Annotated in this window: 28 protein-coding genes, 1 pseudogene and 1 riboswitch; of the genes and pseudogenes, 14 read left to right on the forward strand and 15 right to left on the reverse strand. The window is 59.0% G+C overall.

Features of this window, described 5'->3' with window-relative positions; all coding sequences use genetic code 11:
- Window positions 1–188: 188 nt before the first annotated feature.
- Window positions 189–347, forward strand: a pseudogene (locus HCU74_RS18050) (rubredoxin); the annotation flags it as partial.
- 94 nt (window positions 348–441) lie between these two features.
- Complete coding sequence (locus HCU74_RS18055) at window positions 442–1,353, forward strand: alpha/beta hydrolase (protein ID WP_168451835.1); 912 nt, start codon at window positions 442–444, stop codon at window positions 1,351–1,353.
- Window positions 1,354–1,385: 32 nt separating this feature from the next.
- Here the strand turns inward: HCU74_RS18055 and HCU74_RS18060 are convergent, their stop codons facing one another.
- From HCU74_RS18060 to HCU74_RS18115, 12 genes are read right to left on the reverse strand one after another with little or no spacing between them, the layout of a single operon-like run.
- Window positions 1,386–1,778, reverse strand: a complete 393-nt coding sequence (locus HCU74_RS18060; protein WP_168451836.1) for a (2Fe-2S) ferredoxin domain-containing protein — start codon at window positions 1,776–1,778, stop codon at window positions 1,386–1,388.
- Window positions 1,768–3,138, reverse strand: coding sequence for a precorrin-3B C(17)-methyltransferase (gene cobJ, locus HCU74_RS18065; RefSeq protein ID WP_168451837.1), 1,371 nt, complete (start codon window positions 3,136–3,138; stop codon window positions 1,768–1,770). The genes HCU74_RS18060 and cobJ overlap by 11 nt, the downstream gene beginning before the upstream one ends.
- Window positions 3,135–3,593, reverse strand: a complete 459-nt coding sequence (locus tag HCU74_RS18070) for a cobalamin biosynthesis protein (protein WP_168451838.1) — start codon at window positions 3,591–3,593, stop codon at window positions 3,135–3,137. The genes cobJ and HCU74_RS18070 overlap by 4 nt, the downstream gene beginning before the upstream one ends.
- Window positions 3,593–4,351, reverse strand: a complete 759-nt coding sequence (locus HCU74_RS18075; RefSeq protein ID WP_168451839.1) for a cobalamin biosynthesis central domain-containing protein — start codon at window positions 4,349–4,351, stop codon at window positions 3,593–3,595. The genes HCU74_RS18070 and HCU74_RS18075 overlap by 1 nt, the downstream gene beginning before the upstream one ends.
- A gap of 1 nt (window position 4,352) precedes the next feature.
- Entirely contained in the window at window positions 4,353–5,144 is a 792-nt protein-coding gene (gene cobI / locus HCU74_RS18080; RefSeq protein ID WP_168451840.1) for a precorrin-2 C(20)-methyltransferase, read from the reverse strand.
- Complete coding sequence (gene cbiE, locus HCU74_RS18085; protein ID WP_168451841.1) at window positions 5,141–6,451, reverse strand: precorrin-6y C5,15-methyltransferase (decarboxylating) subunit CbiE; 1,311 nt, start codon at window positions 6,449–6,451, stop codon at window positions 5,141–5,143. Before cbiE ends, cobI begins: the two co-directional genes overlap by 4 nt.
- On the reverse strand, window positions 6,448–7,596 hold the full coding sequence (locus HCU74_RS18090) for a cobalt-precorrin-5B (C(1))-methyltransferase (RefSeq protein ID WP_168451842.1): 1,149 nt from the start codon (window positions 7,594–7,596) through the stop codon (window positions 6,448–6,450). The genes cbiE and HCU74_RS18090 overlap by 4 nt, the downstream gene beginning before the upstream one ends.
- 11 nt (window positions 7,597–7,607) lie before the next feature.
- Window positions 7,608–8,288: a precorrin-8X methylmutase gene (locus HCU74_RS18095; protein ID WP_168451843.1), complete on the reverse strand. Its 681-nt coding sequence runs from the start codon at window positions 8,286–8,288 to the stop codon at window positions 7,608–7,610.
- Window positions 8,288–9,187: a sirohydrochlorin chelatase gene (locus tag HCU74_RS18100; RefSeq protein WP_168451844.1), complete on the reverse strand. Its 900-nt coding sequence runs from the start codon at window positions 9,185–9,187 to the stop codon at window positions 8,288–8,290. Before HCU74_RS18100 ends, HCU74_RS18095 begins: the two co-directional genes overlap by 1 nt.
- Window positions 9,180–10,010 (reverse strand): precorrin-4 C(11)-methyltransferase, encoded by an 831-nt coding sequence (gene cobM / locus HCU74_RS18105; RefSeq protein WP_168451845.1) that lies wholly within the window; start codon window positions 10,008–10,010, stop codon window positions 9,180–9,182. The genes HCU74_RS18100 and cobM overlap by 8 nt, the downstream gene beginning before the upstream one ends.
- Window positions 10,007–11,296, reverse strand: coding sequence for a cobyrinic acid a,c-diamide synthase CobB (locus tag HCU74_RS18110; RefSeq protein WP_168451846.1), 1,290 nt, complete (start codon window positions 11,294–11,296; stop codon window positions 10,007–10,009). The genes cobM and HCU74_RS18110 overlap by 4 nt, the downstream gene beginning before the upstream one ends.
- A complete protein-coding gene (locus HCU74_RS18115) occupies window positions 11,296–11,940 on the reverse strand; it encodes an energy-coupling factor ABC transporter permease (protein ID WP_168451847.1) in 645 nt (214 codons plus the stop codon). Before HCU74_RS18115 ends, HCU74_RS18110 begins: the two co-directional genes overlap by 1 nt.
- Before the next feature lie 139 nt (window positions 11,941–12,079).
- Window positions 12,080–12,320, reverse strand: a riboswitch (cobalamin riboswitch).
- Window positions 12,321–12,489: 169 nt separating this feature from the next.
- On the opposite strand from HCU74_RS18115, the gene HCU74_RS18120 reads away from it, so the two are divergent.
- The 6 genes from HCU74_RS18120 to HCU74_RS18145 all read left to right on the forward strand — a co-directional run bounded on the left by HCU74_RS18120 (window position 12,490) and on the right by HCU74_RS18145 (window position 16,892).
- Window positions 12,490–12,948 carry a MaoC family dehydratase gene (locus HCU74_RS18120; RefSeq protein WP_168451848.1) on the forward strand — a complete coding sequence of 153 codons (459 nt, stop codon included), beginning with the start codon at window positions 12,490–12,492 and terminating at the stop codon, window positions 12,946–12,948.
- A 40-nt stretch (window positions 12,949–12,988) separates the two neighbouring features.
- The gene (locus tag HCU74_RS18125) at window positions 12,989–13,963 is read left to right on the forward strand and encodes an NADPH:quinone oxidoreductase family protein (RefSeq protein ID WP_168451849.1); all 975 of its coding nucleotides are present in this window, start codon (window positions 12,989–12,991) and stop codon (window positions 13,961–13,963) included.
- A gap of 73 nt (window positions 13,964–14,036) precedes the next feature.
- Window positions 14,037–14,966, forward strand: coding sequence for a LysR substrate-binding domain-containing protein (locus HCU74_RS18130; protein ID WP_168451850.1), 930 nt, complete (start codon window positions 14,037–14,039; stop codon window positions 14,964–14,966).
- Between the two features lie 367 nt (window positions 14,967–15,333).
- Window positions 15,334–15,750 carry a tyrosine-type recombinase/integrase gene (locus HCU74_RS20095; protein ID WP_345889714.1) on the forward strand — a complete coding sequence of 139 codons (417 nt, stop codon included), beginning with the start codon at window positions 15,334–15,336 and terminating at the stop codon, window positions 15,748–15,750.
- Between the two features lie 78 nt (window positions 15,751–15,828).
- Window positions 15,829–16,281 carry a hypothetical protein gene (locus HCU74_RS18140; protein WP_168451851.1) on the forward strand — a complete coding sequence of 151 codons (453 nt, stop codon included), beginning with the start codon at window positions 15,829–15,831 and terminating at the stop codon, window positions 16,279–16,281.
- Window positions 16,278–16,892, forward strand: a complete 615-nt coding sequence (locus HCU74_RS18145; RefSeq protein WP_168451852.1) for an AAA family ATPase — start codon at window positions 16,278–16,280, stop codon at window positions 16,890–16,892. The genes HCU74_RS18140 and HCU74_RS18145 overlap by 4 nt, the downstream gene beginning before the upstream one ends.
- Window positions 16,893–17,163: 271 nt before the next feature.
- Here the strand turns inward: HCU74_RS18145 and HCU74_RS18150 are convergent, their stop codons facing one another.
- The 3 genes from HCU74_RS18150 to HCU74_RS18160 all read right to left on the reverse strand — a co-directional run bounded on the left by HCU74_RS18150 (window position 17,164) and on the right by HCU74_RS18160 (window position 18,159).
- Window positions 17,164–17,445: a type II toxin-antitoxin system Phd/YefM family antitoxin gene (locus HCU74_RS18150; protein WP_168451853.1), complete on the reverse strand. Its 282-nt coding sequence runs from the start codon at window positions 17,443–17,445 to the stop codon at window positions 17,164–17,166.
- A 121-nt stretch (window positions 17,446–17,566) separates the two neighbouring features.
- On the reverse strand, window positions 17,567–17,968 hold the full coding sequence (gene vapC, locus HCU74_RS18155) for a type II toxin-antitoxin system VapC family toxin (protein WP_168451854.1): 402 nt from the start codon (window positions 17,966–17,968) through the stop codon (window positions 17,567–17,569).
- The gene (locus HCU74_RS18160) at window positions 17,965–18,159 is read right to left on the reverse strand and encodes a type II toxin-antitoxin system VapB family antitoxin (protein ID WP_168451855.1); all 195 of its coding nucleotides are present in this window, start codon (window positions 18,157–18,159) and stop codon (window positions 17,965–17,967) included. The genes vapC and HCU74_RS18160 overlap by 4 nt, the downstream gene beginning before the upstream one ends.
- 429 nt (window positions 18,160–18,588) lie before the next feature.
- On the opposite strand from HCU74_RS18160, the gene HCU74_RS18165 reads away from it, so the two are divergent.
- The 6 genes from HCU74_RS18165 (at window position 18,589) to HCU74_RS18190 (ending at window position 25,323) form a co-directional block, all read left to right on the forward strand.
- Window positions 18,589–19,800 carry an acyl-CoA dehydrogenase family protein gene (locus tag HCU74_RS18165; protein ID WP_168451856.1) on the forward strand — a complete coding sequence of 404 codons (1,212 nt, stop codon included), beginning with the start codon at window positions 18,589–18,591 and terminating at the stop codon, window positions 19,798–19,800.
- A gap of 42 nt (window positions 19,801–19,842) precedes the next feature.
- Window positions 19,843–20,877, forward strand: a complete 1,035-nt coding sequence (locus HCU74_RS18170; RefSeq protein WP_168451857.1) for a phosphotransferase — start codon at window positions 19,843–19,845, stop codon at window positions 20,875–20,877.
- A 54-nt stretch (window positions 20,878–20,931) separates the two neighbouring features.
- Window positions 20,932–21,699: an SDR family oxidoreductase gene (locus tag HCU74_RS18175; protein ID WP_168451858.1), complete on the forward strand. Its 768-nt coding sequence runs from the start codon at window positions 20,932–20,934 to the stop codon at window positions 21,697–21,699.
- Between the two features lie 34 nt (window positions 21,700–21,733).
- Window positions 21,734–22,513, forward strand: coding sequence for an SDR family NAD(P)-dependent oxidoreductase (locus tag HCU74_RS18180; protein WP_168451859.1), 780 nt, complete (start codon window positions 21,734–21,736; stop codon window positions 22,511–22,513).
- A gap of 75 nt (window positions 22,514–22,588) precedes the next feature.
- Entirely contained in the window at window positions 22,589–23,425 is an 837-nt protein-coding gene (locus HCU74_RS18185) for a helix-turn-helix domain-containing protein (RefSeq protein ID WP_168451860.1), read from the forward strand.
- Between the two features lie 95 nt (window positions 23,426–23,520).
- Complete coding sequence (locus HCU74_RS18190; RefSeq protein ID WP_168451861.1) at window positions 23,521–25,323, forward strand: acyl-CoA dehydrogenase; 1,803 nt, start codon at window positions 23,521–23,523, stop codon at window positions 25,321–25,323.
- Window positions 25,324–25,333 lie beyond the last annotated feature (10 nt).

The raw sequence follows: 25,333 nt of genomic DNA on the forward strand, positions 1-25,333 counted from the left end.
TGGGGTGGTGCGCGGCAGGGAGTGACTGTGGTGGCCGCCGGTGGGGCGCTCTGGGGTGGAGCCGTGGCGGTGGCGCGACGATCCACTCCCGGGCAGGGGTAACCGCGCTGTGACTCCCGGCGGCATCCATTGTAGAATTGCCGCGTTTTTTTCTCAGTAACGGGTAAATAGGGACGGGTTGTAGCGTTATGGCGAAGTACGAATGTATTGTGTGTGGCTGGGTGTATGATGAAGAAGTTGGCGATCCGGACTCGGGTATCGCGGCGGGAACTCCCTGGGAAGAGGTGCCCGACGAGTGGTTGTGTCCCGATTGCGGCGTCGAAAAAGTCGATTTTATGCTGGTGGAGTAAGCGGTGCTGAGCACTGCGGCGGCCCGGTAAGGCCGCTCCCCTTCTGCAGTTTAACTGTCGCCAGCCCGGGGCGACCCACAGGGATGTGCCGATGAAGCAAAGCCTGCTAAGCCGAATTTTCAATCTGTTGCTGATCTTGCTGCGGCGTCCCATTCGCTCCCGGGGGCAGTTCGAGGCCCTGCGTGCGCGCCTTGCCCGCATGGATGCCCGCGACGCCAACAAGGCAGAGCGGCTCTGTCGCATTGACGAGGTGGCGCAATCCCACTGCCAAAGCAGCGTGCTCGAGCCGCTGGACTTTTCCGGCGACCGCAGCGCCGCGCGGTATGTGTTGTTCTTCCACGGTGGCGCCTACTGCCTGCGCTCGCCGAATCGTTACCGGCTGATGTTGGCGGGTATTTGTCAGCGTCTCGGCGCTATCGGGGTGCTGCCGGATTACCGGTTGGCGCCGGAACACCCCCATCCTGCGGCGATTGATGACTGCTATGAAAGCTATGTAATGCTGTTGGAAAAGGGCGTTGACGCCAGTCGTATTGCCCTGCTGGGTGATTCTGCGGGAGGTGGGCTGGTGCTGTCGGTGCTGGCGCGGATTCGAGCAGCGGGGCTGGCCATGCCCAGCTCGGCGAGCCTGTTTTCACCCGCGGGCGACTGGACGCTGTCGGCCCCTTCTTTTTACGAAAATGAGGGACGCGACCCGATGTTTCGAGTGTCCTCCTTTTTGTTTTTCCGCAGCCTTTACCTCGGCACCACTGAGGCCACTGACCTCGATGCCTCGCCCCTGCGTCAAACCTTTGAGGGCTATCCACCGCTGTACTTCACCACCAGTAGCACCGAATTGATGAGGGATATTGCAGTGATAGGTGCCGACAAGGCGCGGGCAGCAGGGGTGCCGGTGGAGCTGGATATCTGGCCCGGGCAATGCCACGACTTACAGTTAATGTCGATGTTACCCGAGGCCAGGGAGGCGATGGAGCGCTTCTACGGCTTTATCAACCGCTACTGGTAGCGTGCCGCCTCACACGAAACCGGTGGCTGTCGTCAGCCACCGCAGTCACCATCACTGCGGTGGAACACCCATTCTTCCACCGGCTGATTATTGACCAGGTGCTCGTTGATGATCCGGTCGAGGTTTTCTTCAGTCACGTTGTAATACCAGATGCCGTCCGGCTGCACACAGAGTATGGGGCCGGATTTGCAGGTGGCAAAGCAGGCAGTGCGGGTGCGCTTGACCCGCAGCGCGCCCTTGTCGATACCCGCCGCTTTGAATTTGGCGCCGAGGCTGTCGAACAGTGCCTGGGATTCCCCATTTGGGGTGCAGCGCGGGCCGGTACACAGCAGCAGATGGCGGTGATAGCTGCCCATTTTGGGTTTGATCAGCTCAGGCGCTGTGGCGCTGGAGCTGTCGGTGGCAATCAGGGTGTCAGCTGGCATGGCTGGATTCCTCCGCTAAAGATTGGTCGGGAGCAGTGCAAACCTGCAGCTGCTCGGTAATAGTGGTGGGGTCAAAGGGGATCGCTGCGCCGGTGGGTTGCAGGGTCAACAGGCGATGGCCGCTGGCGTCGCAGTAGTAAATGCCCTGAATATTCCCCCGCTGCCCGGCGACCCATACCGAGGTGACCTTGTGCCAGGGAATATGCAAGTGGGCGCTGTCGGTAATCAGGTTAAGCCAGTCACCCTTGATGGCAAAGTTGCTGCTGCTCAGCAGCAGCTCCACGACACTGCCGGCCTCGGTGCGCACCACGGCGCGCAGTGACGGCCAGCCCTCGGCAAAGGCCAGCGAGGCGGCAAACTCTTTCCGGCCAATGGCACAGGCCGTCCAGTCAGGGGGACAGACCCCACCCTCAGTCGGGGCAGCGGCAATCGCCGACAGCACTTCAGCAAAGGGCATGTCAAAGTGGGCCTGGGCTGCGCGCAGGGTACGGTTGTTGTCCTCGGCCAGCCAGTGGCAGAGTTGATCCTTCCAGCCGGTCAGGCCCATGCTCAGCGAGCGACCGGATTGCTCGCCGTCCTTGGTGGTCTTTCCGGAATCGGCCTTGCTGTATTTATTGGCGTAGCCCCTTGGGGTGACCATCAGCCCCTCGCGAACAAAGGTATTGCTGTTGCCGACAATCACCGTAGTCAACATGCCAATGTCGCAGTCTGCCATATGCTCCAGCGTCGTCAGCTCAATGCGCTGGCGGCGGCGGTAGGCAGATTTGACCAGCGCCACCGGAGTGTCGGCGCGGCGGTGAAGCAGCAACAGGCGCTGGGCTTCAACGATTTGCCCGGTGCGACGGCCGGACTTGGGGTTGTACAGGGCAACGACAAAATCGGCGCGGGCAGCGGCCTCCAGACGGCGAGCGATCACCGGCCAGGGGGTGAGTAGGTCCGACAGGGAGATGGTGCAGGCGTCGTGGGTCAGCGGCGCACCGACCAATGCGGCGCAGCTGTTAATCGCCGAACTGCCGGGGATCACTTCCACGTCTACGCCGTCACCGGGGCGCCAGCCACTGTCCAGTAAAACCTCGTAGGTGGGGCCGGCCATGCCGTACACGCCGCTGTCGCCGGAGGAAATCAGCGCCACCTTTTTACCCTCGCGGGCTCGGGCCAGAGCTTCAAAGCAGCGGTCCAGTTCTTCGGTCATGCCCTTGCGGATCACTTCCTTGCCGTCCACCAGATCGGCGACCAGTTTGATGTAGGTGGTGTAGCCAATAATACAGTCGGCTTCGGCGATGGCGCTGCGCGCTCGCGCGCTCATATGGTCTTCGCTGCCCGGCCCAAGGCCGACCAGAAAAATGGTTCCGCTAGTCATAGAGAAGTCTCACGGTTGCAGTGTTGAGTGGTCGAATCGAGGCGTTGCTGCCCAGCATCGAACGGTGCGATGGCGGCGATGGAGACGGTGGCATTTTTGCCATCGGCCCCGCGGTATTTGTATTTTTCCAGCAGCAGGGAGCGGCTGTCGGCATCGGCGGCGAGCAGGGCGGCGGCCTCTGACACCGCCGGGGTGCCCATAAAACGACGCACGGTTTCAGAGGGGTTGGGGACGGTCACGCCGGCGAGTTCAGCGGCGGTGTAAAACTGCAGGGGCCTTTGGTAGTGGCGGGCCAGTTGCAGCAGGGCGACCTCGTCGGATTTTTTATCGATGGAGGCAAACAGGTCGATGTCGCTGTGGCCGGCGTCGATGACCGCCAGGGCTTCTGCCAGTGCCTGGTGCAGGGTGGCAAAGGCGGTGTCGCGGTCGCAGCCCATTCCAATAGCAAGTTTCATCAGGCCTCCACCGGCGGACGGTAAACCACCAGCCGCTCGTTCAAATCCTGCCAAAGTTGGTCGCTCACCGGTTGGTGGGTCACCCACAGCAGCGACTTGAAACGGTCAAGGTCCACCTCAGCGAAACTGTCGAACAGGTGAATATTGTCCGGCAGGGGGGTTGGGCGGGTCCACCAGTGGGGCGAGCCCGCTTCCTGAATAAAGGCAATGGGCTCGCCGTTTACCACATCGGCGGAAACCCGGGTGACATTGATTTTCGGGGCGTCCACTGTCCAGCCGAGGCCGCGACCGAGAATATCCACAGGAATAGTCTTGCCCACGTCCGAGGCGGTGGTGAGCACGGCGGTGGCGCCCAGCAGATCAGCCAGTTGCTCGGCGCAGGCGTTGGCGCCGCCGACATGGCCCGACAATACCGGTATGACGTAATCCCCCGCATCGTCTACTACCAGAATGCCTGGGTCTTCCTCCTTGGATTTCAGGTGAGGGGCGATCAGCCTTACCACCGCGCCCAGGGAAACAAAAAACACCACCTGGTCGTAATTGCTGAACAGGGCGGGTATTTCGTCGCGCAGCGCGCCCTGATAAATATGACAGTGATTGCTTACTCCGCTCACGGCCTCTGCCACCTTGGCCGAGGCGACAATATGGGCGCTGGGCAGAGTCGGGGCCAGGGCGCTGACCTGGCGGGCGCCGTGTTTGGTTATGGCCACCAATACGGTGCGCTGATTGGCCAGCGCGGGTTCCAGTTCCGGGTTCATGTCAGGTTTCTCCAATAGCGGCAGATGGGTTGGGGGGCGGCGCGGCCTTGCGACAGCCCCGTTGGCGCTCGCCCTTGATGCGGTCGGGGTTGCGCACAATCAGCAACGACAGGTAGTTCACCTTTTGTCCTTCAAGCAGGGTGATGTCGTGGATCACCCGTTCGTCGGCGCTGCCGGCTTTTTCGATAAAGCGGGAGTGGCTCAGCAGGCCGCGGCGGCGCAGCAGCGCGATCAGCTCGTCGAGCAGGGGTTTGACTTTCAACAGCACGAGGGTATCGAAATCCGCCAGCATGGCGTCTACCACGGCTACCCCGTAGGCCGCGGGAACAATGGCCACGGTATCGTCTACATCGGCCAGGGGTTGGGCGAGGCGAGCGCAGGCCGCATTGTAGGCGGGGACGCCCGCCAGGGTTTCTATAGTGAGGTCGGCGGCCAGCGCCCGCACCGTTCGGGCCAGGTGGCCGAAGGTGGAATAGGTGGAGGCGTCCCCTTCAACCAGAAACACCACATCGCGACCCCGGCGCAGCTCGGCGATCACCGTCTCGGCGGCGGCGTGCCAGTATTTTTCCAACCTGGCGCGGTCGTGGGTCATCGGAAAGACCAGTGCCATGCCGTCATTCGGCGGCAGCAGGCCCCCGGCCAGGGCGATCGCCAGCGCGTAACTTTCACCGTTTTTACGGCGCACGGGCCAGCACCAGCGGGCACCGCTGTGCAGGGCCTCCCAGGCCGCGCGGGTAATCATGCCGGGGTCGCCGGGACCGAGGGATGCGCCAATCAACTTGCCCTGCTTCATGTGCGACCCTCCGGGGATTCGCTGTCCGGTGTGGGTTTCTCGGCACACACCACCCACACCGGATTCTCGGCGGCCAATCGCTGCATGGCTAAAATGGGTTTGCTGCGGGAGGCTTGCAGTTGGGTGATGTCCCAGCTGACGTCGAGGCTTTTCAGGGTTTCTACCGCACAGGACAAGTTCTCGACAGTGACAAAATTCAGCACACAGCAGCCACCGGGCTTCAGCCGCTGAATTATCAATGATATCAACGCCGCCACCTCGCCCCCGGAGCCGCCGACAAAGACCGCGTCGGGGTCTGGCCAGCTGTCGAGCCCGTCCGGCGCTTTGCCCAGTTCGACGCGATAATTGTGCAGTCCTAGGGCGCGCTGATTGGCCCGGCAGTTGGCGAGGTCGGCGGGGTTTTTCTCAATGGCGTAGACATAGCCCTCGCGGCACAGCTGTGCCGCCTCCAGACCGAGGCTGCCCGAGCCTGCACCGATGTCCCACACCACACTGTCGGCGCGCAGTTGCAGGCGGGCCAGAGAAACGGCGCGTACCTCGCGCTTGGTAATCAAGCCCTTTTCGGGGCTGCGCTGCTGAAAACTGTGGTCGGCGTGGCCGAGTAACACCGGTTTGCGACGCGCCTGCTGGCGCCACAGCAAGACGACGTTCGGGTCGGCGAAGCGGCGCTCGGCGAGGGTGGCGATGGGCAGGCCGCTGACAACACGTTCGTCGGGCATCTCCAGGTGTTCGACCACAGCCATCTGAAAGTGCTGGTCGAGTTCGGCGCTCAGCAACATGCGGGCGACCCGGTCCGGGGAGTTGTCCGGGCTGGTTAACACCGCGATGCGGTCGTGTTCCGCCAGCGCGTGGCGCAGGGGGTAGAGACCGTGGTCGGGGCTGGCTTCCGGCTGCCATTCGCCCGCGTCGCGACTGTGGATCGAACAGATTTTAAGTTCCTGCCAGGGCAGGCTCAGCCGGGCGCAGGCCAGTTGAATGGTAGAGACATTGGGCAGAATATCGAAGGCATCGACACACAGGCGGCTGAGCAGATAGGCGGCGATGCCGTGGCACAGGGGGTCGCCGGTGGCCAATACCACACAGCGCAGATTGTCCTGCTGGGCCTCGCGTATCCACTCCGGGGTGCGGCTGATATTGCCTGTCAGATCCCGCAGGTCGGCGTCGGGCGCCAGTTCGTCGGCAAATAAATCCAGTGTGCGACGGTTGCCAATGACCATATGTGCACGGCGTAATCGCTCCAGCGCCGGAGTAGACAGGGACGCGGCACCGCTGTCCAGCACGCCGATAATGGCACAACGCTCAATCATAGAATGCTCTCGTTAACAGGGGTAGAAGATGAATCGTTCGCCGGATAGCCGATCGCTTCAGCGATTTTTTCGCCGCTGAAATCGCACATCAGCACGCGCAGGCGGAACTGTTTGGGGTAGCGCGTCAGCAAGGTGTCTACCACCCGCTGGGCCAGGGCCTGATGAAAGGGTGAGGACAGTCCCAGTTCGGCAATGCGCTCACTGGCATAGCGGGCGGTCTCCGCCGCGCGAATGTCGTCGCAAACCGCAGCGGCCACGCCGATTTCAGCCGCGATGTCGGCGAGCAGACCGGTATCCACCTCGGCCCGCCCGGCGTGGGTGATGGTTTCACCCTGGGCCATTTTGGTCAGCTTGCCGACCATGCCGCCGATCACCACCTCAGGCAGTTGGCAGTCGGCGGCAGCGTCGAGGGCGTAGCGCAGAAAATCCCCCATCTGAATAAAACAGGCGGGGGATAGCTCGGGCAACTCGCGCATGGTGAACTGTTCGGTGCGGCCACCGGTGGTGAGTACGACGCAGCGATTACCCTGGTCGGCGGCAACCTTGATGCCTTGAACCACGCTGGCGCGAAAGGCGCTGGTGGAATAGGGGCGAACGATGCCAGTAGTGCCGAGAATGGAAATACCGCCGAGAATACCCAGCCGTGCATTGAGGGTTTTTTTTGCCATCTCTTCGCCGCCGGGCACCGAGATGGTAATGCGCAATCCGTCGCGGGCCAGTATGTCGGCAGCGACGGCGCGCACGTTTTGTTCGATGTTGCGCCGTGGGACGGGGTTGATCGCCGGCCCGCCGATCTCCAGTCCGAGTCCCGCCATGGTGATGCGACCAACGCCTTCGCCGCCGACCAATTGCACGCTGTCGCTGGCGCCGACAATGCGCCTCACCTCAACAGTTATATGAGCGCCGTGGGTGCAGTCGGGGTCGTCGCCGGCGTCCTTGATAATCACCGCGCGGGCGTATTGCCCGTCGCAGTGACTGTCGGTCACGGCAAAATCCACCCACTGGCCATTGGGCAGTTCGCAGCTGACATGGGGCGGAACCTCGCCTTCCAGCAGGCCCTGTACCGCAGCGCGGGCGGCGGCAGCGGCGCAGGCGCCGGTGGTAAAGCCGGTGCGCAGACGTTTTTTGGCGGGAACCTTTTTCATGGTGTTGCCGGTCAGCGTCCTCGGGATTGCTGTTCAGCCAATGCCAGCAGGGCGTGCAGGGCGGCGACGACCAACGTGGAGCCGCCCTTGCGGCCATCGGTGATAATCCACGGCACGGTGTCGAGGGTCGCCAGCAGGGCCTTGGACTCCTCGGCGGAAACAAAGCCCACCGGCATTCCCACAATCAGGGCAGGTTGCAGACCCTCGTCGCGAATCAGCCGAATAACCTCCAGCAGGGCGGTGGGGGCATTGCCCACGGCGACAATGGCGTTGTCGAGTAAACCGTGGCGGTGGGCTTTGCGCATGGCAAAGACGGCGCGGGTGCTGTTGGCGGCCTTGGCATCGGCGATGACATCGTCGTCGCTGATAAAGTGATGCACCGAACAACCAAAGTGGGCCAGTCGCGGTTTGGATACGCCGACACAGATCATTTCCACATCGGCGACGATAGGGCAGCCCGCTAATATCGCGCGGCTGCCGGCGGCAGCGGCGTTGGGGTGAAACCGGGTTAAACCGTTAAATTCGAAATCCGCGGTAGCGTGAATCATTCGTCGTACCACCGGCCACTCGCTGGGCCCGTAGCGATGCTCGCCGACCTCGCGATCGACAATGGCAAAGGACTCGTGCTCAATCGCCTGGCCTAATTTGGTCATTTGCTCGGTGGCGGTATTGCCCTGGGGGTTGTAGCTCATCAGCAGCTGGCCTCCGGGATAAGGGCCGCGACTTCTTCCTGTTGCGGGTGATGGGGAGCGTGGCTGTGGTCGTGGCTGTGGCCATGCCCGAGTTCGGCGGCCAATTCGCGGTATTTACAGCCATCACAGGACAGAGCCGAAGTGGGCTGCCCCGCAGCGGCATCGGCCACACGCTGGTTAAGCAGGTCGATAATCTCCGGTTCAAAGCCGAAATAGTGACCCTGAGCAAAGCGCAGTTGGGGGTATTGCCGGGTGAGATTAGCCACCTGGCGTTCTATGCGCTCGATCAGTGTGCCGGTGAACAGGTAGTAGGGCAGTACCACAATTTGCATCATGCCGAGCTGCGCGTGGCGCTGAACCACCCGCTCCAGCCGAGGCCAGGTGATGCCGGTGAAGGCGATATCCACCAATTCATGGCGGGTGTCTTCCTGGAGCCAGCGGGCCATTTTGGCAACTTCGCCGTTGGCCTGGCGGTCGCTGGCACCCCGGCCGAGAAGAATCACGCCGGTGGTTTGTGGGTCCGGGACGTCCAGCTCATTCATTGCCTCGCGCAGTTGGCGCTTGAGGATGGCGAGGATTCCGTCATTGGCGCCCAGATGGGGCATCAATACAAACTCAACGCCGGGGTGCTGCTGCCGCGCCTCGGCGACGTGCTCGGGAATTTCCATTTTGACATGGCCTGCCGCATTGAGAATCAGCGGCACGACGATGACCCGCCGGGCGTTGTTTGCGGCTCTGCTTAGCCCCTGGCTCAACATCACCTCGGCAAACTCAATAAAGCAAACCTCTATGTGCAGGTCGGGGCGGCTGGCACGCCAGAGGTCGGCGAGGCGTTCGATTTCCCGGTTGCCCTGCTGTTGTCGCGAGCCGTGGCCGACCAGTAATACCACTTCATTCATGGGTGCTGTCCTCGTAAGTGTTACTTGTCAGACGCGTCGTATTGCCATTACTGGCCTTGCGGAAGCGGTGGCTGAAGTGCGCGTCGTAGAGTTTGGATTTTTTCAGTTCCCCCTGGTGGCGGGCGCCGAGGGTGGGGCTGGCAATAATCATCGCCTGGCTGTTAACCCCCGCGTCGATGCACTGCTGGCGAATGGTTGCCAGGGTGCCGCGTATCACGCGTTCCTCGCCCGGCCAGGTGGCCTTGTGTACCACCAGTATCGGCGAGTCGTCCTTCCACCCGGCGGCAAGTAGTTCAAGACGAATCTTCTTCAGCAGGGTGATCGACAGGTAGAGGCACAGGGTGCAGTGATGGCGCGCCAGGGCCGCCAGAGACTCCCCCGGTGGCATTGGTGTGCGCCCTTCTACCCGGCTGATAATCACGGTTTGGGTGACCTCGGGCAGGGTCAGGGTTTCCTGGGCCACGGCCGCAGAGGCAAAGGCGGAGGACACACCGGGAACCACCTCGACGGGAATCGACGCGGCGTCCAGCGGTTGAATCATTTCAATCAGTGCGCCATACAGGCCGGGGTCGCCGGTTTGCAACCGAATAACCGTGGAATGGCGGTGAGCGCGTTCAATCAGCCACGCGGTGATCTCCTCCAGAGTCATGCCCTTGGAGTCGCAGATGTCGCAGTTGTCCGGGGCCCAGCGGGTGGCCGCCTCGGAAACCAGAGAACCGGCATAGAGTATTGCGCCGGCGCGGGCGATAAGGTCACGACCCTTTAGCGTCATAAGTTCGGGGTCGCCGGGACCTGCGCCGACGAACCATACGGTGCCAGTCATGCTGCGAATAACCTCCCGATAGCGTTCGGGTTTGAGGGAAAATAAAAATGGAAATACGACGCCAGCAGGCGCTGCTGCCGAAAGATCGGTTCGGGCTTGCCGCGCTTGCCAGCGGTAAACGCCACCGGGGTCAGCGAGGTTTGGGTGAGCGAGTGGTGAAAGGTATGTCCGCGCAGTTCACCCTCGGTAAGGTCGACACTGTGCAAGCCCAGATTGGCGAGTCGGCTTTGCAGCCGGGCGTGGCCGGGCAGAATACCCGCCATGTCGCCGCGCTGGCCGTCGCGGTCGCTGAGGGAGTCGAGCAGGTAGAGCATTCCCCCGCATTCAGCGAGCAGCGGCTTGCCCTCGGCGACATGCCGCTTTAACGACGCCGCCAGATTGCGGTTGCGGGACAGGGCAGCAAGGTGCAATTCCGGGTAGCCACCGGGCAGATACACACTGTCGCAGGGGGGAAGATCGTCGCCGGCAATCGGCGAGAAAAAGCGTAACTCGGCCCCCAGTGCCTGGAGACAGTCGATATTTGCGCGATAGAGAAACGCGAAGGCCGCGTCACGGGCAATGGCCACGGTCTGCCCATTTAGCTGTGGCGCAATACTGGCCTGGGGGGACGCTGGGTCGAAGCGGATGGCCGGAGGCTGGTCAACCGCTGCGGTGTCGGCCAAGGCTTGGGCCGCCGTGTCGATACGGGTGTCGAGATCGCTGATCTCTCCGGCCATCATCAATCCGAGGTGGCGGGAGGGCAGGGCAATGGCCTCGTCGCGGCCCAGTGCGCCGTACCAGGGAATGTCGGCGGGCAGACTGTTTTGCAGTAATGCCCGATGGCCCTCGCTGGCGACGCGATTGGCAATCACCCCGGCGAAGCTGAGATCCGGTTGATAGTTCGCCAGGCCGAAGGCCAGGGCGCCAAAGGTTTGCGCCATGGCGCTGCCGTCGATCACCGCCAGCACCGGCAGGCCAAAGCGACGGGCCAGATCAGCTGCACTGGGTTCGCCATCGAACAAGCCCATTACGCCTTCCACCAGAATCAGGTCGGCCTCACAGGCGGCGCGATACAGCAGATCGCGACAGTGGGCTTCGCCGCCCATAAACAGGTCGAGCTGGTATACCGGCGCGCCGGAGGCCTGCTCAAGCACCAGCGGGTCGAGGAAGTCCGGGCCGGTTTTAAACACCCGCACGCGACGCCCGGCATTGCGGTGCCAGCGGGCGAGGGCGGCGGTCACCGTCGTTTTGCCCTGGCCAGAGGCCGGGGCGGCGATAAACAGGGCCGGGCAGAGGACGCTTGTCATCAGCTGGTGGCCCCGTTCAGGTGCTGAGTGTCGAAACAGCGAGCGACAATGGGACGATCGCGATAATGCGTCAGCACCGCAACAGTAGCGAGGGTCAGCAGTGGCTCAATAATAACAATGGCCAGATAGGACGACGCCCAGCTTGCCCAGGCGGCCACCGATGTCGAGGCGTCGCTCATCGACAGCCAGAACGCCACCATGCCGGCCACACCGCTGTAGTACATGGCGTCCAGTTTAAGCACCGTCTGCCAGTTCAGTCGGTTCATGGCGAAGCGGCTGCGGGCGGCGTGGACAGCAATCAGCGGCATAATCAGTGACAGTGAATTCACCGCGAGATGGGGCAGGTCGTGGGGTTCAAATAGCAGCCCCTGCAGCAGCAATCCCGCGCCAAAGCCACACAGGGTTGGCACAAAGCCCAGGGTTAAATACAGAGTCATCGCGCCGATAAAGTGCAGTTCAGAGGGTCCCACCGACAGGTGAAAACTTTGCATAAACAGCGAGAAAAACAGAGCCGCTATGGCGGTGCGCAACAACAGCGCGGGGGACAGCAACAGGGTTCTGCCGTAAAAGCCGAGTAGTGCCAGGGCACTGACATTGGCGTAGGCGAGTTTGGCCGCCGAAATCATTCCGGGTTCGATATGCATGACTTGCTCCTGACATAAATTCAGCAGCGAACGACAGCGATCGAAAGATACACTTCGGGCGTAGTTAGGCAACGAGGCTTCCGACACGCTATCTGCCCACCGCAGATTGAGTGACATCGACCGGCAGGCACATTGCCCTGCGTCGATTATTAACCAGGCCGGTCTCCGGACTCGTGAGTGGCGGCGTTGCACATTTGCAATCCACCGAGGCGACACCTTCCCATGCTGCTGAGCACAGTGGTGACTGTCGCTTTTCGCTCACTTACCGTTGCGGGGGCAGTGCCGGAATGTCATCCCATTGCTTGTGTGGATGAGTCACCGGCTTCCCGTTTCACCTTTGGAGTGACTACTCCTCGGGCACCTGATTTCGCGAAATACTAAACGAGAGAATTTGTCGCTGCAACGGATTTTAATTTTTCAAGGGGTGAGCGCCGGTGTTCTACCCCGTCATCCCATGTCCTGTTACTGGAGTAGTGAAAACGCTACTCTCTACGGTTGAAGCGGCAGTCAGCCATGTTTACAGTGAACCCTCAGGCATAGGGAAAAACCATGAAAATAATTTCACGCGACGAGATACAAAACTACCTGGGACAGGAACTGGAACCCACCGAGTGGTTTGAAGTGAGTCAGGAAAGGGTGAATCAATTTGCCGATGTTACCCTCGATCATCAGTTCATCCACACCGATGAAGAAAAGGCAAAACAGACGCCCTTTGGTGGCACCATTGCCCACGGTTTTCTCACCCTGTCGATGCTGTCGCATTTTTCCGGGCAGTACGGCCTGGTTATCGACGGCACGCAAATGGGCATCAACTACGGTTTTGAAAAAGTGCGTTTTCTGGCGCCGGTAAGGGTCGGCAAGCGTATACGTGCCCGTGCCAAAGTGTTGTCGATTGAGGAAACCAAACCCAATCAATTTCGCCTTTCCACTGAGGTCACTGTGGACATTGAGGGCGAAGACAAGCCAGCGCTGATCGCCGAGTGGCTCGCCGTACAGGTTGTCGGCTAAGCCGCTAGCGGCGGAATTCAGTATTTTTCGGGAGAATCGAATGAAAGCATTGCTATGTAAAACACACGGTCTACCGGAAACACTGGTGGTGGAAGAGGTTGCTGACCTCGAACCTGCCGCTGGTGAGGTGGTGATTGGCGTCAAGGCGGCGTCGGTGAATTTTCCCGACACGCTGATTATTCAAAACCTCTACCAATTCAAACCCGAGCTGCCCTTTTCGCCGGGCGGGGAATGCGCCGGAGTCGTGCTCAAGGTTGGCGAAGGGGTGACTTCGGTAAAACCCGGCGACAGCGTGATTGCCTTTACCGGTTGGGGCGCTTTTGCCGAGCAGGTGTGCGCCGACGCCGGTGTGGTAATTCCCATGCCGCCGGGGGTGGACTACAACGTGGCGGCGTCCTTTGTGATGACCTACGGTACCTCCTACCACGCACTGAAGGACCGCGGCAGCTTGCAACAGGGCGAAACCCTGCTGGTGTTGGGTGCCTCGGGCGGAGTGGGCCTGGCCGCGGTGGAAATCGGCAAGGCGCTGGGCGCGCGGGTGATTGCCGCAGCCTCCACCGACGACAAGTTGGCCGTGTGCAAAGCCCACGGTGCCGATGAGCTGATTAACTACAGCAGTGAAAACCTGCGCGAACGGCTGAAATCGCTAACCGACGGCAAGGGCGTGGATGTGATCTACGACCCTGTCGGTGGCCCCTTCACCGAACAGGCATTGCGCTCGTCGGCGTGGCGTGGCCGCTTGCTGGTGGTTGGTTTTGCCAATGGCGAAATTCCCCGAATTCCGCTGAACCTGACCCTGCTCAAGGGCTGCTCGATCAACGGTGTGTTCTGGGGTGATTTTGTCAAACGGGAGCCGCAAAACAATATTGCCGACCTGACCACCCTGTTTGGCTGGATGCTTGATGGTAAACTCAAGCCACGAATTTCCGGCAGCTACCCGCTGGAGCGGGGCGGCGAGGCGATTCAGGCGCTGATGGAACGCCGCGTGTCGGGCAAGGTGGTGATCAACCCCTAGTCGACGCGACGGGTTTTCGGTAAAGCCCTCCAGCTGACGTATACTGCGGCAAATTGTTGCTGGGACAAAAACGGTGAATCCGGAGCGAATCGATCTCAACCTGCTGGTGGTGTTCTCGACGATATACAGCGAGGGCGGCATTACCCCGGCGGGTAAAAAACTGCATCTGAGTCAGTCGGCGGTCAGCCACGCCCTCACTCGCTTGCGGGACTGTTTCGACGACCCGCTGTTTGTACGCAGCGGGCAAACCATGCAGCCCACCCCCAAGGCGCGCAATCTGCAACAGAAAATCGCGCCATTGCTGTCGGGGCTGCGCGCTTCCCTCAACGATTTTTCCTCCTTTGACCCGGCTCGGGCCGAGCGCATGTTTGCCGTGGGTATGCGCGAACAGTTGGAGTCGATTCTACTGCCGCGAATAGTTGCCGAAGTGCTGCAACAAGCCCCCGGTATCAGCCTGTCCAGCGTGCGCTTCCAACGTCGCAGCCTGGAGGAAGACCTGAGCAGTGGCTCGGTCGACCTCGCGATAGACGTATTGCAGCCGGTATCCGGAAGTCTGCGTCACCGCAAACTCAGTGACGACCGGCTGGTGGTGATTGCTCGAAAAAATCACCCCCGGCTGGGGCAAAAACGAAATATCACCCTCGATGATTATCTGGCGCTGGACCATATCCAGATCAGCGGACGTCGCGCCGGACGTGGGGTAGAAGACGTAGAGCTTCACCGTCTGGGAAAAGAGCGCAATATTCGCCTGCGCAGCCAGAACATTCACGCGGCGATTGCGGCGGCCAGTCGTAGCGACCTGGTGTTGACCGCCGGTTACGCCTACGCCCGCGAAGCAGAACGCGATGCCAAACTGGTTGTGCTGCCCTTTCCCTGCGAAATGCCGCCACTGAGCTTATACCTCTACTGGCATCAAAATGTAGACAACGACCCTGCCAACTGTTGGCTGCGGGCGCTGATCTGTGAGGTGTTGGCTTCAGGGATTGAAGCATTCGACGACTAGGTTGGCTTTACCGTCTGTCCCCGTTACGGATTCAGTGATTGCTCTGGCATCGGCCTGCCCCTTGCCAGCGGTGGCTGCCACGATTCAAGTACACCGGTACGTTCATCAGTCGACAGGGTGTTTTTTTTCACGAAATACCATAAAGTAAGGAATCCAGTACAAGTACGTGCTTACAGTGCAGCGGCGATAGTGCCGCACCAACTATGCTCGCGGATTGACTCAAGGAATGGGGATGCTGACGACGACATCACGAAACTCCCTCACCGAAAGCTGTGTATTTAAGCCGTGTTTTATATTCGCTGTATTTGTATGGTGCAAGGTGAAAAGTGCGCCAGGAAAAATGTCTGGGTCGTAGGTCATTCTCACCATCCGCAAGGATAAAGGCGAGAAAGATCGTCGGGTGCCCATTGCCAAATCGGGCTGTGTTTGGGTACAGCTTTATCTGACCCATGTGAGGCCTGGACTACAGCAACTGGATTCCGGCGATGCGCTGTTCCTGGATAACCGGGGCCGACCATTCCGGGAGCATCAACTGACCCAGATCGTGTCCAAATACGTCCGCCGGGCCGGTATCCGAAAGCCGGGGGCCTGCAACCTGTTCCGGCACTCCACGGCGACCCTGATGCATGAGAACGGCGCGGATATCCGGGTGGTGCAAGAGATGCTCGGCCATGCGGATATTTCCACGACACAGGTGTATACCCATGTGACCATCAATCATTTAAGGGAGGTGTATGCCAAGACGCATCCGGCGGCGAGGTCAGGTACTGGTGGGGCACTATAATTATAAAGTGCCACTTGTGGCACAAGTGGCACTTTTGGGGTATAGTTATCGGTAAGTTCTCAGCAAGAGGTGGTTGTTATGATCAGCAATCCTGTTACCCAATCCAAGGGGATGGCGAGCCAAAATGGCTTAGTAAGACATGCCATGCGCCTTATTCAAAATCTGAGTTGGCTTTCCCCGACATCATCCTTAGCTAGCAAGGGAGGAAAGGATTTTGGGCGGCGGATCGAAGCGTCGTTGACTGAGATAACTCAAGGGCGAGGCGTCATGCGATTGCAACTGCGGAAGCGAGATGCAGCGGTTGTTATGAGCGTTGGCCATTACGAAGAAATGGTACGTATGAAAGCCCTATACGCAGAACTGATTGAAAGAGTTAAAGAAGTAGAAATTTCTCAAGAAGCGGATGAATACGAGGAGCTGTACCAGAGTATCGTATCTCCACAGTCACGCCAGGCGGCTGACGCGTTATTTTCTGCAAGCCCAGATGATTTGCGGCAGTCGTATAAACCAGGAAAAACGGAAATCCGGTGATCACAGTTATTGCGGGTGTAAACGGGGCAGGTAAGAGCTCTATCGCTGGTGCTAGCGTGCGCAATGCTGGAGGTGACTATTTCAATCCGGACGAAATCGCTCGAAGCTTGATGCAAGCTGATGCCCAGCTTTCTCTCAGTCAGGCCAATGCCCAGGCTTGGCAAATGGGTTTCGATCAACTGTCCAGAGCCATCAAAGATGGGCGAGATTACACGTTTGAAACTACTTTGGGTGGCAACTCCATTTGTCAGTTGCTTCATGACGCTATTGATCAGGGTCATGATGTGCGCATATTTTTTTGTGGCTTGGCATCGCCTGATCTACACATCGAACGTGTTGCTTCCCGAGTCGCGAATGGCGGGCATGACATACCCGAAGACAAAATTCGGGAACGCTGGAAAGGCGCGATCCATAACATGCTGGGATTGATACCGAAATGTGCGGCTGTTCGGGTATTCGATAACTCCGAGCCAGCGGATGAAAATGGCCCTCACCTTGTATGCTTATTTTCATTGAGTGGTGATGTTTTTGACTCCCACCCGGTAAACCCCATGCCTGAATGGGCCAAGCCTTTGGCTAGCGCTGCGATCAAGAGAACTCTCGGCCAGTAATTTTACTTAAGCATTTTTGTAGTCATAAATTATCCGCATCCATATGAACGGGCGGATTTATGACAGTCGGCTTGGGCGGTTCTTGCAAGCGGACTCAATTATTGATGGAGCAGTAAATACTCAGGGCTACAACCTGATACAGCTACGTTCACAATAATCCGCTGAATGCGACCGATCCTACCGGGCATAATGCCTTTAAAGAACTATTCGATGACATTTGAGGCTTCACCGAGAATGAAACACTAAACGCCGTTGGGCAAATTGCGGCTTGCTATTTTGGTGGTGCGCCAGTGATCTTATTCATTTGCTCGGCAGTCGGTTTGTAGCCCTGGCTGAGGGTATGAGTATCAAGGGAGTCGGCAATCTGCTGCATCAGGTTCTTGTTTTGGAGCACATAAAGGGTCTCCTGTTCTCGCTCCCAGTCATCGGCATTGATAACCACAAACGCCGCTCCGTCCCGCCTGATAACCTTCAGCGGCTCGTGTCGGCTAACTATTTGTTCGGCAAGGGTTTTCAGGTTGTCTCTAAATTTTTTCACGCTAATGGTGTCCATGTGGGCAGCCTCATGTGCGGAAATGCCGTACAACTATGCACTGTAAGCCCTGACAAGGCCAAGCACCGCGACGGCTTTTTCGTTCTGCCTGCGGCTCAGTGCTTTCCCTGTGCGTCAGTCGTTAAGACTTCTCAACCACCGAGCGTAGTTTCAAGTGTTGGGTAAACGGCAAAAAGTCTTTGTCTGTGTACAAAAGGGGAAGTCGGTGCTCAATGCAAAATGTAGCAATTATCACATCTGCAGTCTTTCTGATAGTGATGCCTTTCTTTCTGAGCTTGCGGTAATTTTCAGCACCTTTAATTGCTAAATCCGGTGTAAGCATATTGTACTGGTGCAAAGAGGATAGGTATTTTTTTGCGGTTTTATAGTCTTTATCCGAGCGGAAGCCTTGCAGAATTTCCAATACTATCAAATCTCCGGTAGCGACAACGCTATTGCCGAGAGACGAGTCCAGCCGCTCTGTTTCCGGCGTATCTCGGCCATTGAAGTAGTCTATCCAAACGCTCGTATCAACGACTATCACTTATTCTTTCTCATGTCGTCTAAATCCCCCTCCCATTTAAGTTTGCCTCGCAAATTTCTAATTTCGGCCTGCTTTTGCATTTTTATCAGGGTTCTGAGTCCTTCTTCTACCACCTCTTTTTTTGTTTGTAGGCCTGTTGCTTGTAGAGCGTCCGCCATTAATTGGTCGTCAATTACTATGTTGGTTCTCATACTGCACCTGTGTGTATAGATTGCTGTTCCGATACACATTTTGGCGCAACTTAAAAATCATAACAAGTGGCAGCCGTTGGACTAAAATCTGCGGCTTTTTCCGCGTATAACCAAGCATTGAGGCCGCCGCTTTTCTCTACTCGTCGGCCGGCGGCGTGGCTTCTCTGGCCCCGGCTTGCCTGATGTCTTACGCCCCTTCGTCTGCTATGCAGCAGATTCATAACCCCCCATGAATATTTGCCATTTTTGCTAATGGAATCCGTGGCCTATGATTTTCGTTTGTTTTGAACGTCTGGGCTGCTCGGCGGGAATATGTGCTTTCTCCGCTATTGGCCGCGACAGGGCTGATTTTTCAGCTACGTTTACTACTCTGTGGGGCCGGTTTGTGACTGGCCTTTCCCTTTCTCATCAGCACGGGCAGGTACGGCTATGGATTTTTCTTACAGCGACAATGTGATGGAGCTTCTTGAGCGGCTTCGCGGGTTTATGGATGAGCATATATTTCCCAATGAAGCCCTGATGCACGAGCAGGTCGAGCAGGAGCGCTGGAGCACACCGCCGCTAATGGAGGAGCTGAAGGCTTTGGCCCGTGAGGCAGGGTTGTGGAATTTGTTTTTGCCCAGGTCCTACGGCGAATACAGCCCCGGTTTGAGTAACCTCGACTACGCGCCACTGGCAGAGGAAATGGGTCGGGTAGTGTGGGCCTCCGAGGTGTTTAACTGTGCCGCACCGGACACCGGCAATATGGAAGTTCTGGCCAAATACGGCAACGAAAGCCAGCGACAGCAATGGCTGGAGCCTCTGTTGGCTGGGGAAATTCGTTCGGCTTTCGCGATGACGGAACCTGCGGTGGCGTCGTCGGATGCCACCAATATTGAAACCCGTATTGAGCGCGACGGCGACGAGTACGTGATTAACGGTCGCAAGTTTTATATTTCCGGGGCCTGTCGCAAGCAGTGTGAAATTCTGATTGTGATGGGTAAAACCGACCCCCAGAACCCCAGTCGGCATTTGCAGCAGTCGCAGGTACTGGTGCCGAAGTCGACGCCCGGGGTGAACATTGTTCGGGCAATGCAGGTTTTTGGCTATGACGATGCCCCCGAGGGCCACGCCGAGGTGGTCTTCGATAATGTGCGGGTGCCGGTAGAGAATATTATTCTCGGTGAGGGGCGCGGCTTTGAAATTGCCCAGGGTCGCCTTGGGCCAGGCCGTATCCACCATTGCATGCGCGCCATCGGCGCCGCTCAGCGGGCCCTTGAAATGATGATTGATCGCGCCAATCAGCGGGTCGCCTTTGGTGAACCGCTGATCAAAAAGCAATCAGTGCGAGAGGATATTGCCCTGTCGGCCTGTGAGATCGAGCAGGCGCGCTTGTTGACGTTGAAAGCGGCCCAGCGGATGGACGAGGAGGGCGCCAAGGGCGCGAAGGACCTGATCGCGATGATAAAGATTGTCGCCCCGAATATGGCGCTGAGGGTGCTCGACCGGGCAATTCAGATCCACGGTGCGACCGGGGTCAGCCAGGACACCTTCCTGGCCAATATGTACGCCATGATGCGTACCCTGCGTTTGGCCGACGGCCCCGATGAAGTGCATATGATGCAGCTGGGACGGGACATGGCGCGACGTGCCCAGGGTTGAAGTACTGACGACAACAATGGCTGTGCCGAGGATAACAACACCATGCAAGCTGTAGACAGTCTCGATCTCGACGTGCTGCTGCCCTATCTGGAGGCCCATGTAGCGGGTTTTCGTGGGCCAGCCACGGCGGAAAAATTTGCCGGGGGGCAGTCCAACCCCACGTTTAAAATCAGCGCGGCCTCCGGCGATTATGTGCTGCGCCGTCAGCCCCCGGGCAAGCTGCTTAAGTCGGCCCACGCGGTGGACCGGGAGTACCGCGTGCTGAGTGCGCTGGGTGAAACAGACGTACCGGTGGCCAAGGCCTACCACCTGTGTGAAGACACGGCGGTAATCGGCTCGATGTTCTATGTGATGGAGTTTCTTCCCGGAAGGATTTTCTGGGATTCCGCGCTGCCGGAGCTGAACGACAATGCCGCCCGCCGCCGCTTGCACTTCGCCATTGTCGAGGTGCTGGCGCGTTTGCACGCGGTGGACCCGGCGGCGGTAGGCTTGAGTGATTACGGCCGTCCGGGCAATTACTACCAGCGCCAGATCGATCGTTGGGTCACCCAGTACCGGGCCAGCGAGTTGGGCCGTATCGACGAGATGGAGGCGCTGATGACCTGGCTTGGGGAGAATATTCCCGAGGATGATGGTGCTCTGGGAATTGTGCACGGTGACTTCCGGCTGGACAACCTGATGTTTCATTCCGAGCGGGAAGAGGTGGTAGCGGTGTTGGATTGGGAGCTGTCGACATTGGGCCATCCGCTGTCTGACCTGGCCTATCACTGTATGCAGTTGCGTATGCCCAACGACAGTCCTGCCTCCAAGGGGCTGGCGGGGATCAATTGCGAGGCGCTGGGAATTCCCTCGGAACAGGAGTTGGTCAGCCGCTACTGCGAGATTCGCGGTATAGAAAAGATTGAGCACTGGGAGTTTTATCTGGCCTTCAGTTTCTTTCGTCTGGCAGCCATTGCCCAGGGAGTGGCCAAGCGCGCCGCCCAGGGTAATGCCTCCAGTAAACAGGCCAAGGCGGCGGGGGCCTTCGTTGGCCCCCTTGCGGCAATGGGACGGCAGATCGCCCTGCACGGCGCGTAATTACACCGATGCTGTCAACGGGGCGGCGCGGCTAACATTCATTGGGAGTGAGTTATGTACAAAGAATTATTCAGTCTTGAGGGCAAAACTGCCCTGGTCAGTGGTGCCAGCCGGGGCATCGGCGAGGCCATTGCCATTGCGCTGGCCGAGGCGGGAGCCCACGTGATTGTGTCCAGCCGTAAACTCGACGACTGCAACGGTGTGGTGGCCAAAATTGCCGAGCTGGGCGGCAGTGCCGAAGCCATTGCCTGCAATGTTGGCAAGCTCGACGACATCGAAAATGTATTTGCCTTTTTGCGTGAGTCCCACGACGGCAAGCTGGATATTCTGGTAAACAACGCAGCGGCCAATCCCTATTTTGGCCATGTGCTCGACACCGATCTGGCGGCGTTCAATAAAACCGTTGATGTGAATATTCGCGGCTATTTCTTTATGTCGGTTGAGGCTGGCAAGCTGATGAAGGCCCGGGGCAAGGGGGTGATCATCAATACCGCTTCGGTGAATGCCCTGCAGCCGGGGCCGGCCCAGGGAATCTATTCCGTCACCAAGGCGGCGGTGGTGAATATGACCAAGGTCTTTGCCAAGGAGTGCGGCGCGCTGGGTATTCGTTGCAATGCGCTGCTACCGGGGCTGACCAACACCAAATTTGCCGGGGCGCTGTTTTCCCACGAGGATATTTACCGCGAGGCGGTGGCGAATATTCCGATGGGCCGTCATGCCGAACCGGGAGAAATGGCGGGCACTGTGGTCTATCTGGCCAGCGATGCGTCCAGTTACACCAACGGTGAATGCATTGTGGTCGATGGCGGTTTGACCATTTAAACACCCTTTTTATTGCTATAGGTAGTCGCGATTTATGGATGCATTACTCGATTTTTCCGGGCAGCGGGTCATTATTACCGGCGCGGCCAGTGGCTTCGGTAAACTGCTTGCAGAGGGCTTGGCCCAACGCGGGGCCAGTCTGGTGCTTGGTGATATCAACCAACAGGCGGTAGACACCCTGGCCGCTGAACTGCGCGCAGGGGGCGCCAAGGTCTTCTCCCAGCTCAGCAATGTGTCGGTTGAGGAAGACTGCCGCCGTTTGGTGGACACCGCGGTGTCAGAGTTCGGGGGGCTGGATATTGCGATTAATAACGCCGGTGTCGCCCAGGATTTTGTCGCCTTTGAAGAGATCGACAGCGTGGAGTGGAATCGTCAGTGGGCGGTGAACGTGGGTGGTGTGCAACAGGGGATGCGCTACCAGATCACCCAGATGAAGCGTCAGGGCAGTGGCCATATTCTGAACATCGCATCGATGGCCGGCTTGGGCGGAGCACCGGGCATTGCCGCTTATGCGGCGGCCAAGCACGCGGTGGTGGGCCTGACCCGTTCCGCAGCGATGGAGCTGGGGCCGTTAAATATTCGGGTTAACGCCGCCTGTCCTTACTTTACTCTCACGCCGATGGTGGCGGAGTCGCCCTCTGCCAAGGTCAACGGGGTTGAGGCCATGGCTGCCACCCTCAGCCGGGGCTGTGCTCTCAAGAGATTGGGCCAGCCACAGGAAGTTGCCAATGCGATGATCCTGTTGCTGTCGCCGCAGAATACTTATATGACCGGCCAGTGTGTGGCGATCAGCGGCGGCGCATCGTCCTTGTAAGCAGCGTTTAACTCCGGGTTGCGACAGCGCCGCCAGTGCGGGGTAGAATGGGAATTTGCATGGCCGGGGGCGACGTTGAGTCACGATGAGCTGTTAAACAGTTTTGGTCAATTTCTGAAGTTCTGGCGTGGTGTTCACCAGCTCAGCCAGGAGGAATTGGCCCACCGTATTGGCAGCTCGCCACGGCATATCAGTCGCCTTGAAAATGGCAGCAGCCGTCCGAGTCTGGCGATGCTGGAACAGCTGGCCCAGGCGCTGAACCTGGGCCGCCGTGACCAGAGCCATTTGATGTTGTCGGCGGGATATGCCCCGGTGGAGCCGGCGCAGGACTTTCACTCGCCGGAGATGAAATGGCTGCGCAAGGCGATGGCGATCAAGCTGCGCTCTCTCGATCCTTACCCCGCCTCGGTGATCGACAGCGCCGCCAACATTTTGATGGTAAACCGCGGGTGGCTGAGTTTTTATTCCGCCTTGCTGTCGCCGGAAGAGCTGGCCGGTATTCGCAATTTCTACGACTTTCTTTTCGATTCGCGCCTTGCCGGCGAGGCGGTCAGCGACTGGAGCGACACCCTGTCGCTGGTGGTGATGTCGATTCAGCAATCGGTATTGCTGTACAACCGCCCCGAGGATCGCGCGACCCTGGAGCGGCTATTGGCCAGCGAGTCACTGCCCGACGACTGGTGTCAGCGCGCGGCGGCGATAGAGCCGATGGCCAGCTTTCGGGTAGAGATCCCGGTACATGGCCAGCGGCAGCGCTTCTTCAGTGTCAGTACGATGGTAGGGGCGCTGGGGCCAACCGCCTTTGTCTCTGAGCCTCGCTTAACGGTAAGTACCCTTTACCCGGAAGACGCCAGCCTGGAGCTGGAGTCTTTTCTCGACCCGAATCTCTCCCACCCGCTGCTGCCTTACTAGACTCTTGGCTTACCAGACACTGGGTGTCGTGGCCGTGGTTGTCGTCCTTTGGCAGACTGGTGTTGTAATGAGCACACTGTCGTAGAGGAATAATCATGGCTGCCCCCCTGTTGAACGAGCGCGACCTCGCGTTTTTGCTGTACGAAATGCTGGACTGTGAGTCACTGTGCGAGCGCGAGCGTTACCGCGACCATAACCGCGAAAGTTTCGATGCGGCCATCGCGACGGCCAAGTCGGTTGCCGAGCGTTATTTCCTGCCGATTCGTCACCGGGTCGATCAGAATGAGCCGACCTTTGATGGCACCCAGGTGCACATGCTCCCCGAGATCAAAACCGCAGTGGACGCCGCGATTGACGCGGGCTTTGTCTCCGCCACCGCCGACTTTGAGGTGGGCGGTATGCAGTTGCCGCTCAGTGTTGCCTCGGTGGCCAGTGCCTACCTAACCGCTGCGGGCAGCACCACCATGGGCTATCTTGCGCTGACCTCGGCCAATGCCAGTTTGATTGAAGCCTACGGTACGCCGGAACAGGTGGCCAAGTGGGCGGTGCCCCAGCGCCAGGGCCGTTTTGCCGGTACCATGGCGATGACCGAGCCGGGTGCGGGGTCGGGACTTGCCGACCTGATTACCTCCGCTGAACGGGCAGAGGATGGCAGCTATCGCATTACCGGTAATAAAATTTTCATCTCCGGTGGCGACCACGAATTGAACGACAATATCGTTCACCTGGTGCTGGCGCGGATCAAGGGTGCGCCCAAGGGCACTAAAGGGATTTCGCTGTTTATCGTGCCCAAATTCCTGGTCAACGACGACGGCAGCCTCGGCCCGCGCAATGATGTGGCGTTGGCCGGCCTGTTCCACAAGATGGGCGGTCGCGGGCAGACCTCTACCGCGTTGAGCTTTGGTGAAAAAGGCGGCGCGGTGGGCTATCTGATCGGCGAGGAAAACCGCGGCCTGAGTTGTATGTTCCACATGATGAACGAGGCGCGGATTATGGTTGGCTCCAGCGCCGCGACACTGGCGACGGCGGGTTACCAGTACTCCTTAAACTACGCACGGGAGCGGGTTCAGGGGCGCTTGCCCTCCTGTAAAGACCCGTTATCGCCGCCAGTGGCGATTGTTGAGCACGCCGATGTCCGCCGAATGCTGCTCGCTCAAAAGGCCTATGCCGAGGGAGCGATGGCGCTGTGTTTATTTGGCGCATCACTGGCCGACGACAGTGCCACGGCACCTGTTGAAAAAGACCGGGCCGAGGCCAGGCAGTTGCTGGAATTCTTGATGCCGATGATAAAGTCCTGGCCCTCGGAATACGGTCCCAAGGCCAACGATATGGCAATTCAGGTGCTGGGCGGTGCGGGCTATATCAACGAGCATCCGGTCGAGCTGTTCTACCGGGATAACCGCTTGAACCCGATTCACGAGGGAACCACCGGTATCCAGTCGATGGACTTGCTGGCGCGCAAGGTGCCAATGAACAGTATGGCGGGCTATGAGGCCTGTCTGGCGCTGATGGCTGAAACGATTAACGACGCCAAATCTGTAGCCGAATTGAGTGACTACGCCGCCAAGCTGGCGTCGGCAACAGGGGTGCTGCGAGAGACCACCGACAGCCTGCTCAAGGCGATGGCGACCCAGTCGATTGATTTGGCCCTGGCCAATTCGGTGAAGTACCTTGAGCTGTTTGGCCATGTGGTCATCGCCTGGCTGTGGCTGAAGCAGGGGCTGATCGCCCAGCGGGCGCTGCCTAATGCCGTGGGCGACGACGGAAATTTTTATCACGGAAAACTGCAGGCCATGCGTTATTTCTTCAATGTCGAACTGCCCCATATTCGAGTGTGGTCGGAGCTATTGCTGAGCCTCGACGCATCGGCCTTTGATATGCACAACGACTGGTTCTAACTTTTACAAC

It is taken from the genome of Spongiibacter thalassae (genome assembly GCF_012272835.1).
Classification (GTDB): Bacteria; Pseudomonadota; Gammaproteobacteria; order Pseudomonadales; family Spongiibacteraceae; genus Spongiibacter; species Spongiibacter thalassae.

What these genes read in the sequence shown, in the direction of transcription:
- HCU74_RS18075 (WP_168451839.1), bottom strand. Translation starts at nt 4,351, where the DNA reads ATGAACCCGGAACTGGAACCCGCGCTGGCCAATCAGCGCACCGTATTG.
- HCU74_RS18120 (WP_168451848.1), top strand. Translation starts at nt 12,490, where the DNA reads ATGAAAATAATTTCACGCGACGAGATACAAAACTACCTGGGACAGGAA.
- HCU74_RS18165 (WP_168451856.1), top strand. Translation starts at nt 18,589, where the DNA reads ATGGATTTTTCTTACAGCGACAATGTGATGGAGCTTCTTGAGCGGCTT.
- cobJ (WP_168451837.1), bottom strand. Translation starts at nt 3,138, where the DNA reads ATGACTAGCGGAACCATTTTTCTGGTCGGCCTTGGGCCGGGCAGCGAA.
- cobM (WP_168451845.1), bottom strand. Translation starts at nt 10,010, where the DNA reads ATGACTGGCACCGTATGGTTCGTCGGCGCAGGTCCCGGCGACCCCGAA.
- HCU74_RS18100 (WP_168451844.1), bottom strand. Translation starts at nt 9,187, where the DNA reads ATGAATGAAGTGGTATTACTGGTCGGCCACGGCTCGCGACAACAGCAG.
- HCU74_RS18115 (WP_168451847.1), bottom strand. Translation starts at nt 11,940, where the DNA reads ATGCATATCGAACCCGGAATGATTTCGGCGGCCAAACTCGCCTACGCC.
- HCU74_RS18180 (WP_168451859.1), top strand. Translation starts at nt 21,734, where the DNA reads ATGGATGCATTACTCGATTTTTCCGGGCAGCGGGTCATTATTACCGGC.
- HCU74_RS18060 (WP_168451836.1), bottom strand. Translation starts at nt 1,778, where the DNA reads ATGCCAGCTGACACCCTGATTGCCACCGACAGCTCCAGCGCCACAGCG.
- HCU74_RS18175 (WP_168451858.1), top strand. Translation starts at nt 20,932, where the DNA reads ATGTACAAAGAATTATTCAGTCTTGAGGGCAAAACTGCCCTGGTCAGT.
- cbiE (WP_168451841.1), bottom strand. Translation starts at nt 6,451, where the DNA reads ATGATTGAGCGTTGTGCCATTATCGGCGTGCTGGACAGCGGTGCCGCG.
- HCU74_RS18095 (WP_168451843.1), bottom strand. Translation starts at nt 8,288, where the DNA reads ATGAGCTACAACCCCCAGGGCAATACCGCCACCGAGCAAATGACCAAA.
- cobI (WP_168451840.1), bottom strand. Translation starts at nt 5,144, where the DNA reads ATGAAGCAGGGCAAGTTGATTGGCGCATCCCTCGGTCCCGGCGACCCC.
- HCU74_RS18090 (WP_168451842.1), bottom strand. Translation starts at nt 7,596, where the DNA reads ATGAAAAAGGTTCCCGCCAAAAAACGTCTGCGCACCGGCTTTACCACC.
- HCU74_RS18160 (WP_168451855.1), bottom strand. Translation starts at nt 18,159, where the DNA reads ATGAGAACCAACATAGTAATTGACGACCAATTAATGGCGGACGCTCTA.
- HCU74_RS18110 (WP_168451846.1), bottom strand. Translation starts at nt 11,296, where the DNA reads ATGACAAGCGTCCTCTGCCCGGCCCTGTTTATCGCCGCCCCGGCCTCT.
- HCU74_RS18070 (WP_168451838.1), bottom strand. Translation starts at nt 3,593, where the DNA reads ATGAAACTTGCTATTGGAATGGGCTGCGACCGCGACACCGCCTTTGCC.
- HCU74_RS18125 (WP_168451849.1), top strand. Translation starts at nt 12,989, where the DNA reads ATGAAAGCATTGCTATGTAAAACACACGGTCTACCGGAAACACTGGTG.
- HCU74_RS18150 (WP_168451853.1), bottom strand. Translation starts at nt 17,445, where the DNA reads ATGGACACCATTAGCGTGAAAAAATTTAGAGACAACCTGAAAACCCTT.
- HCU74_RS18055 (WP_168451835.1), top strand. Translation starts at nt 442, where the DNA reads ATGAAGCAAAGCCTGCTAAGCCGAATTTTCAATCTGTTGCTGATCTTG.
- HCU74_RS18170 (WP_168451857.1), top strand. Translation starts at nt 19,843, where the DNA reads ATGCAAGCTGTAGACAGTCTCGATCTCGACGTGCTGCTGCCCTATCTG.
- HCU74_RS18140 (WP_168451851.1), top strand. Translation starts at nt 15,829, where the DNA reads ATGATCAGCAATCCTGTTACCCAATCCAAGGGGATGGCGAGCCAAAAT.
- HCU74_RS18190 (WP_168451861.1), top strand. Translation starts at nt 23,521, where the DNA reads ATGGCTGCCCCCCTGTTGAACGAGCGCGACCTCGCGTTTTTGCTGTAC.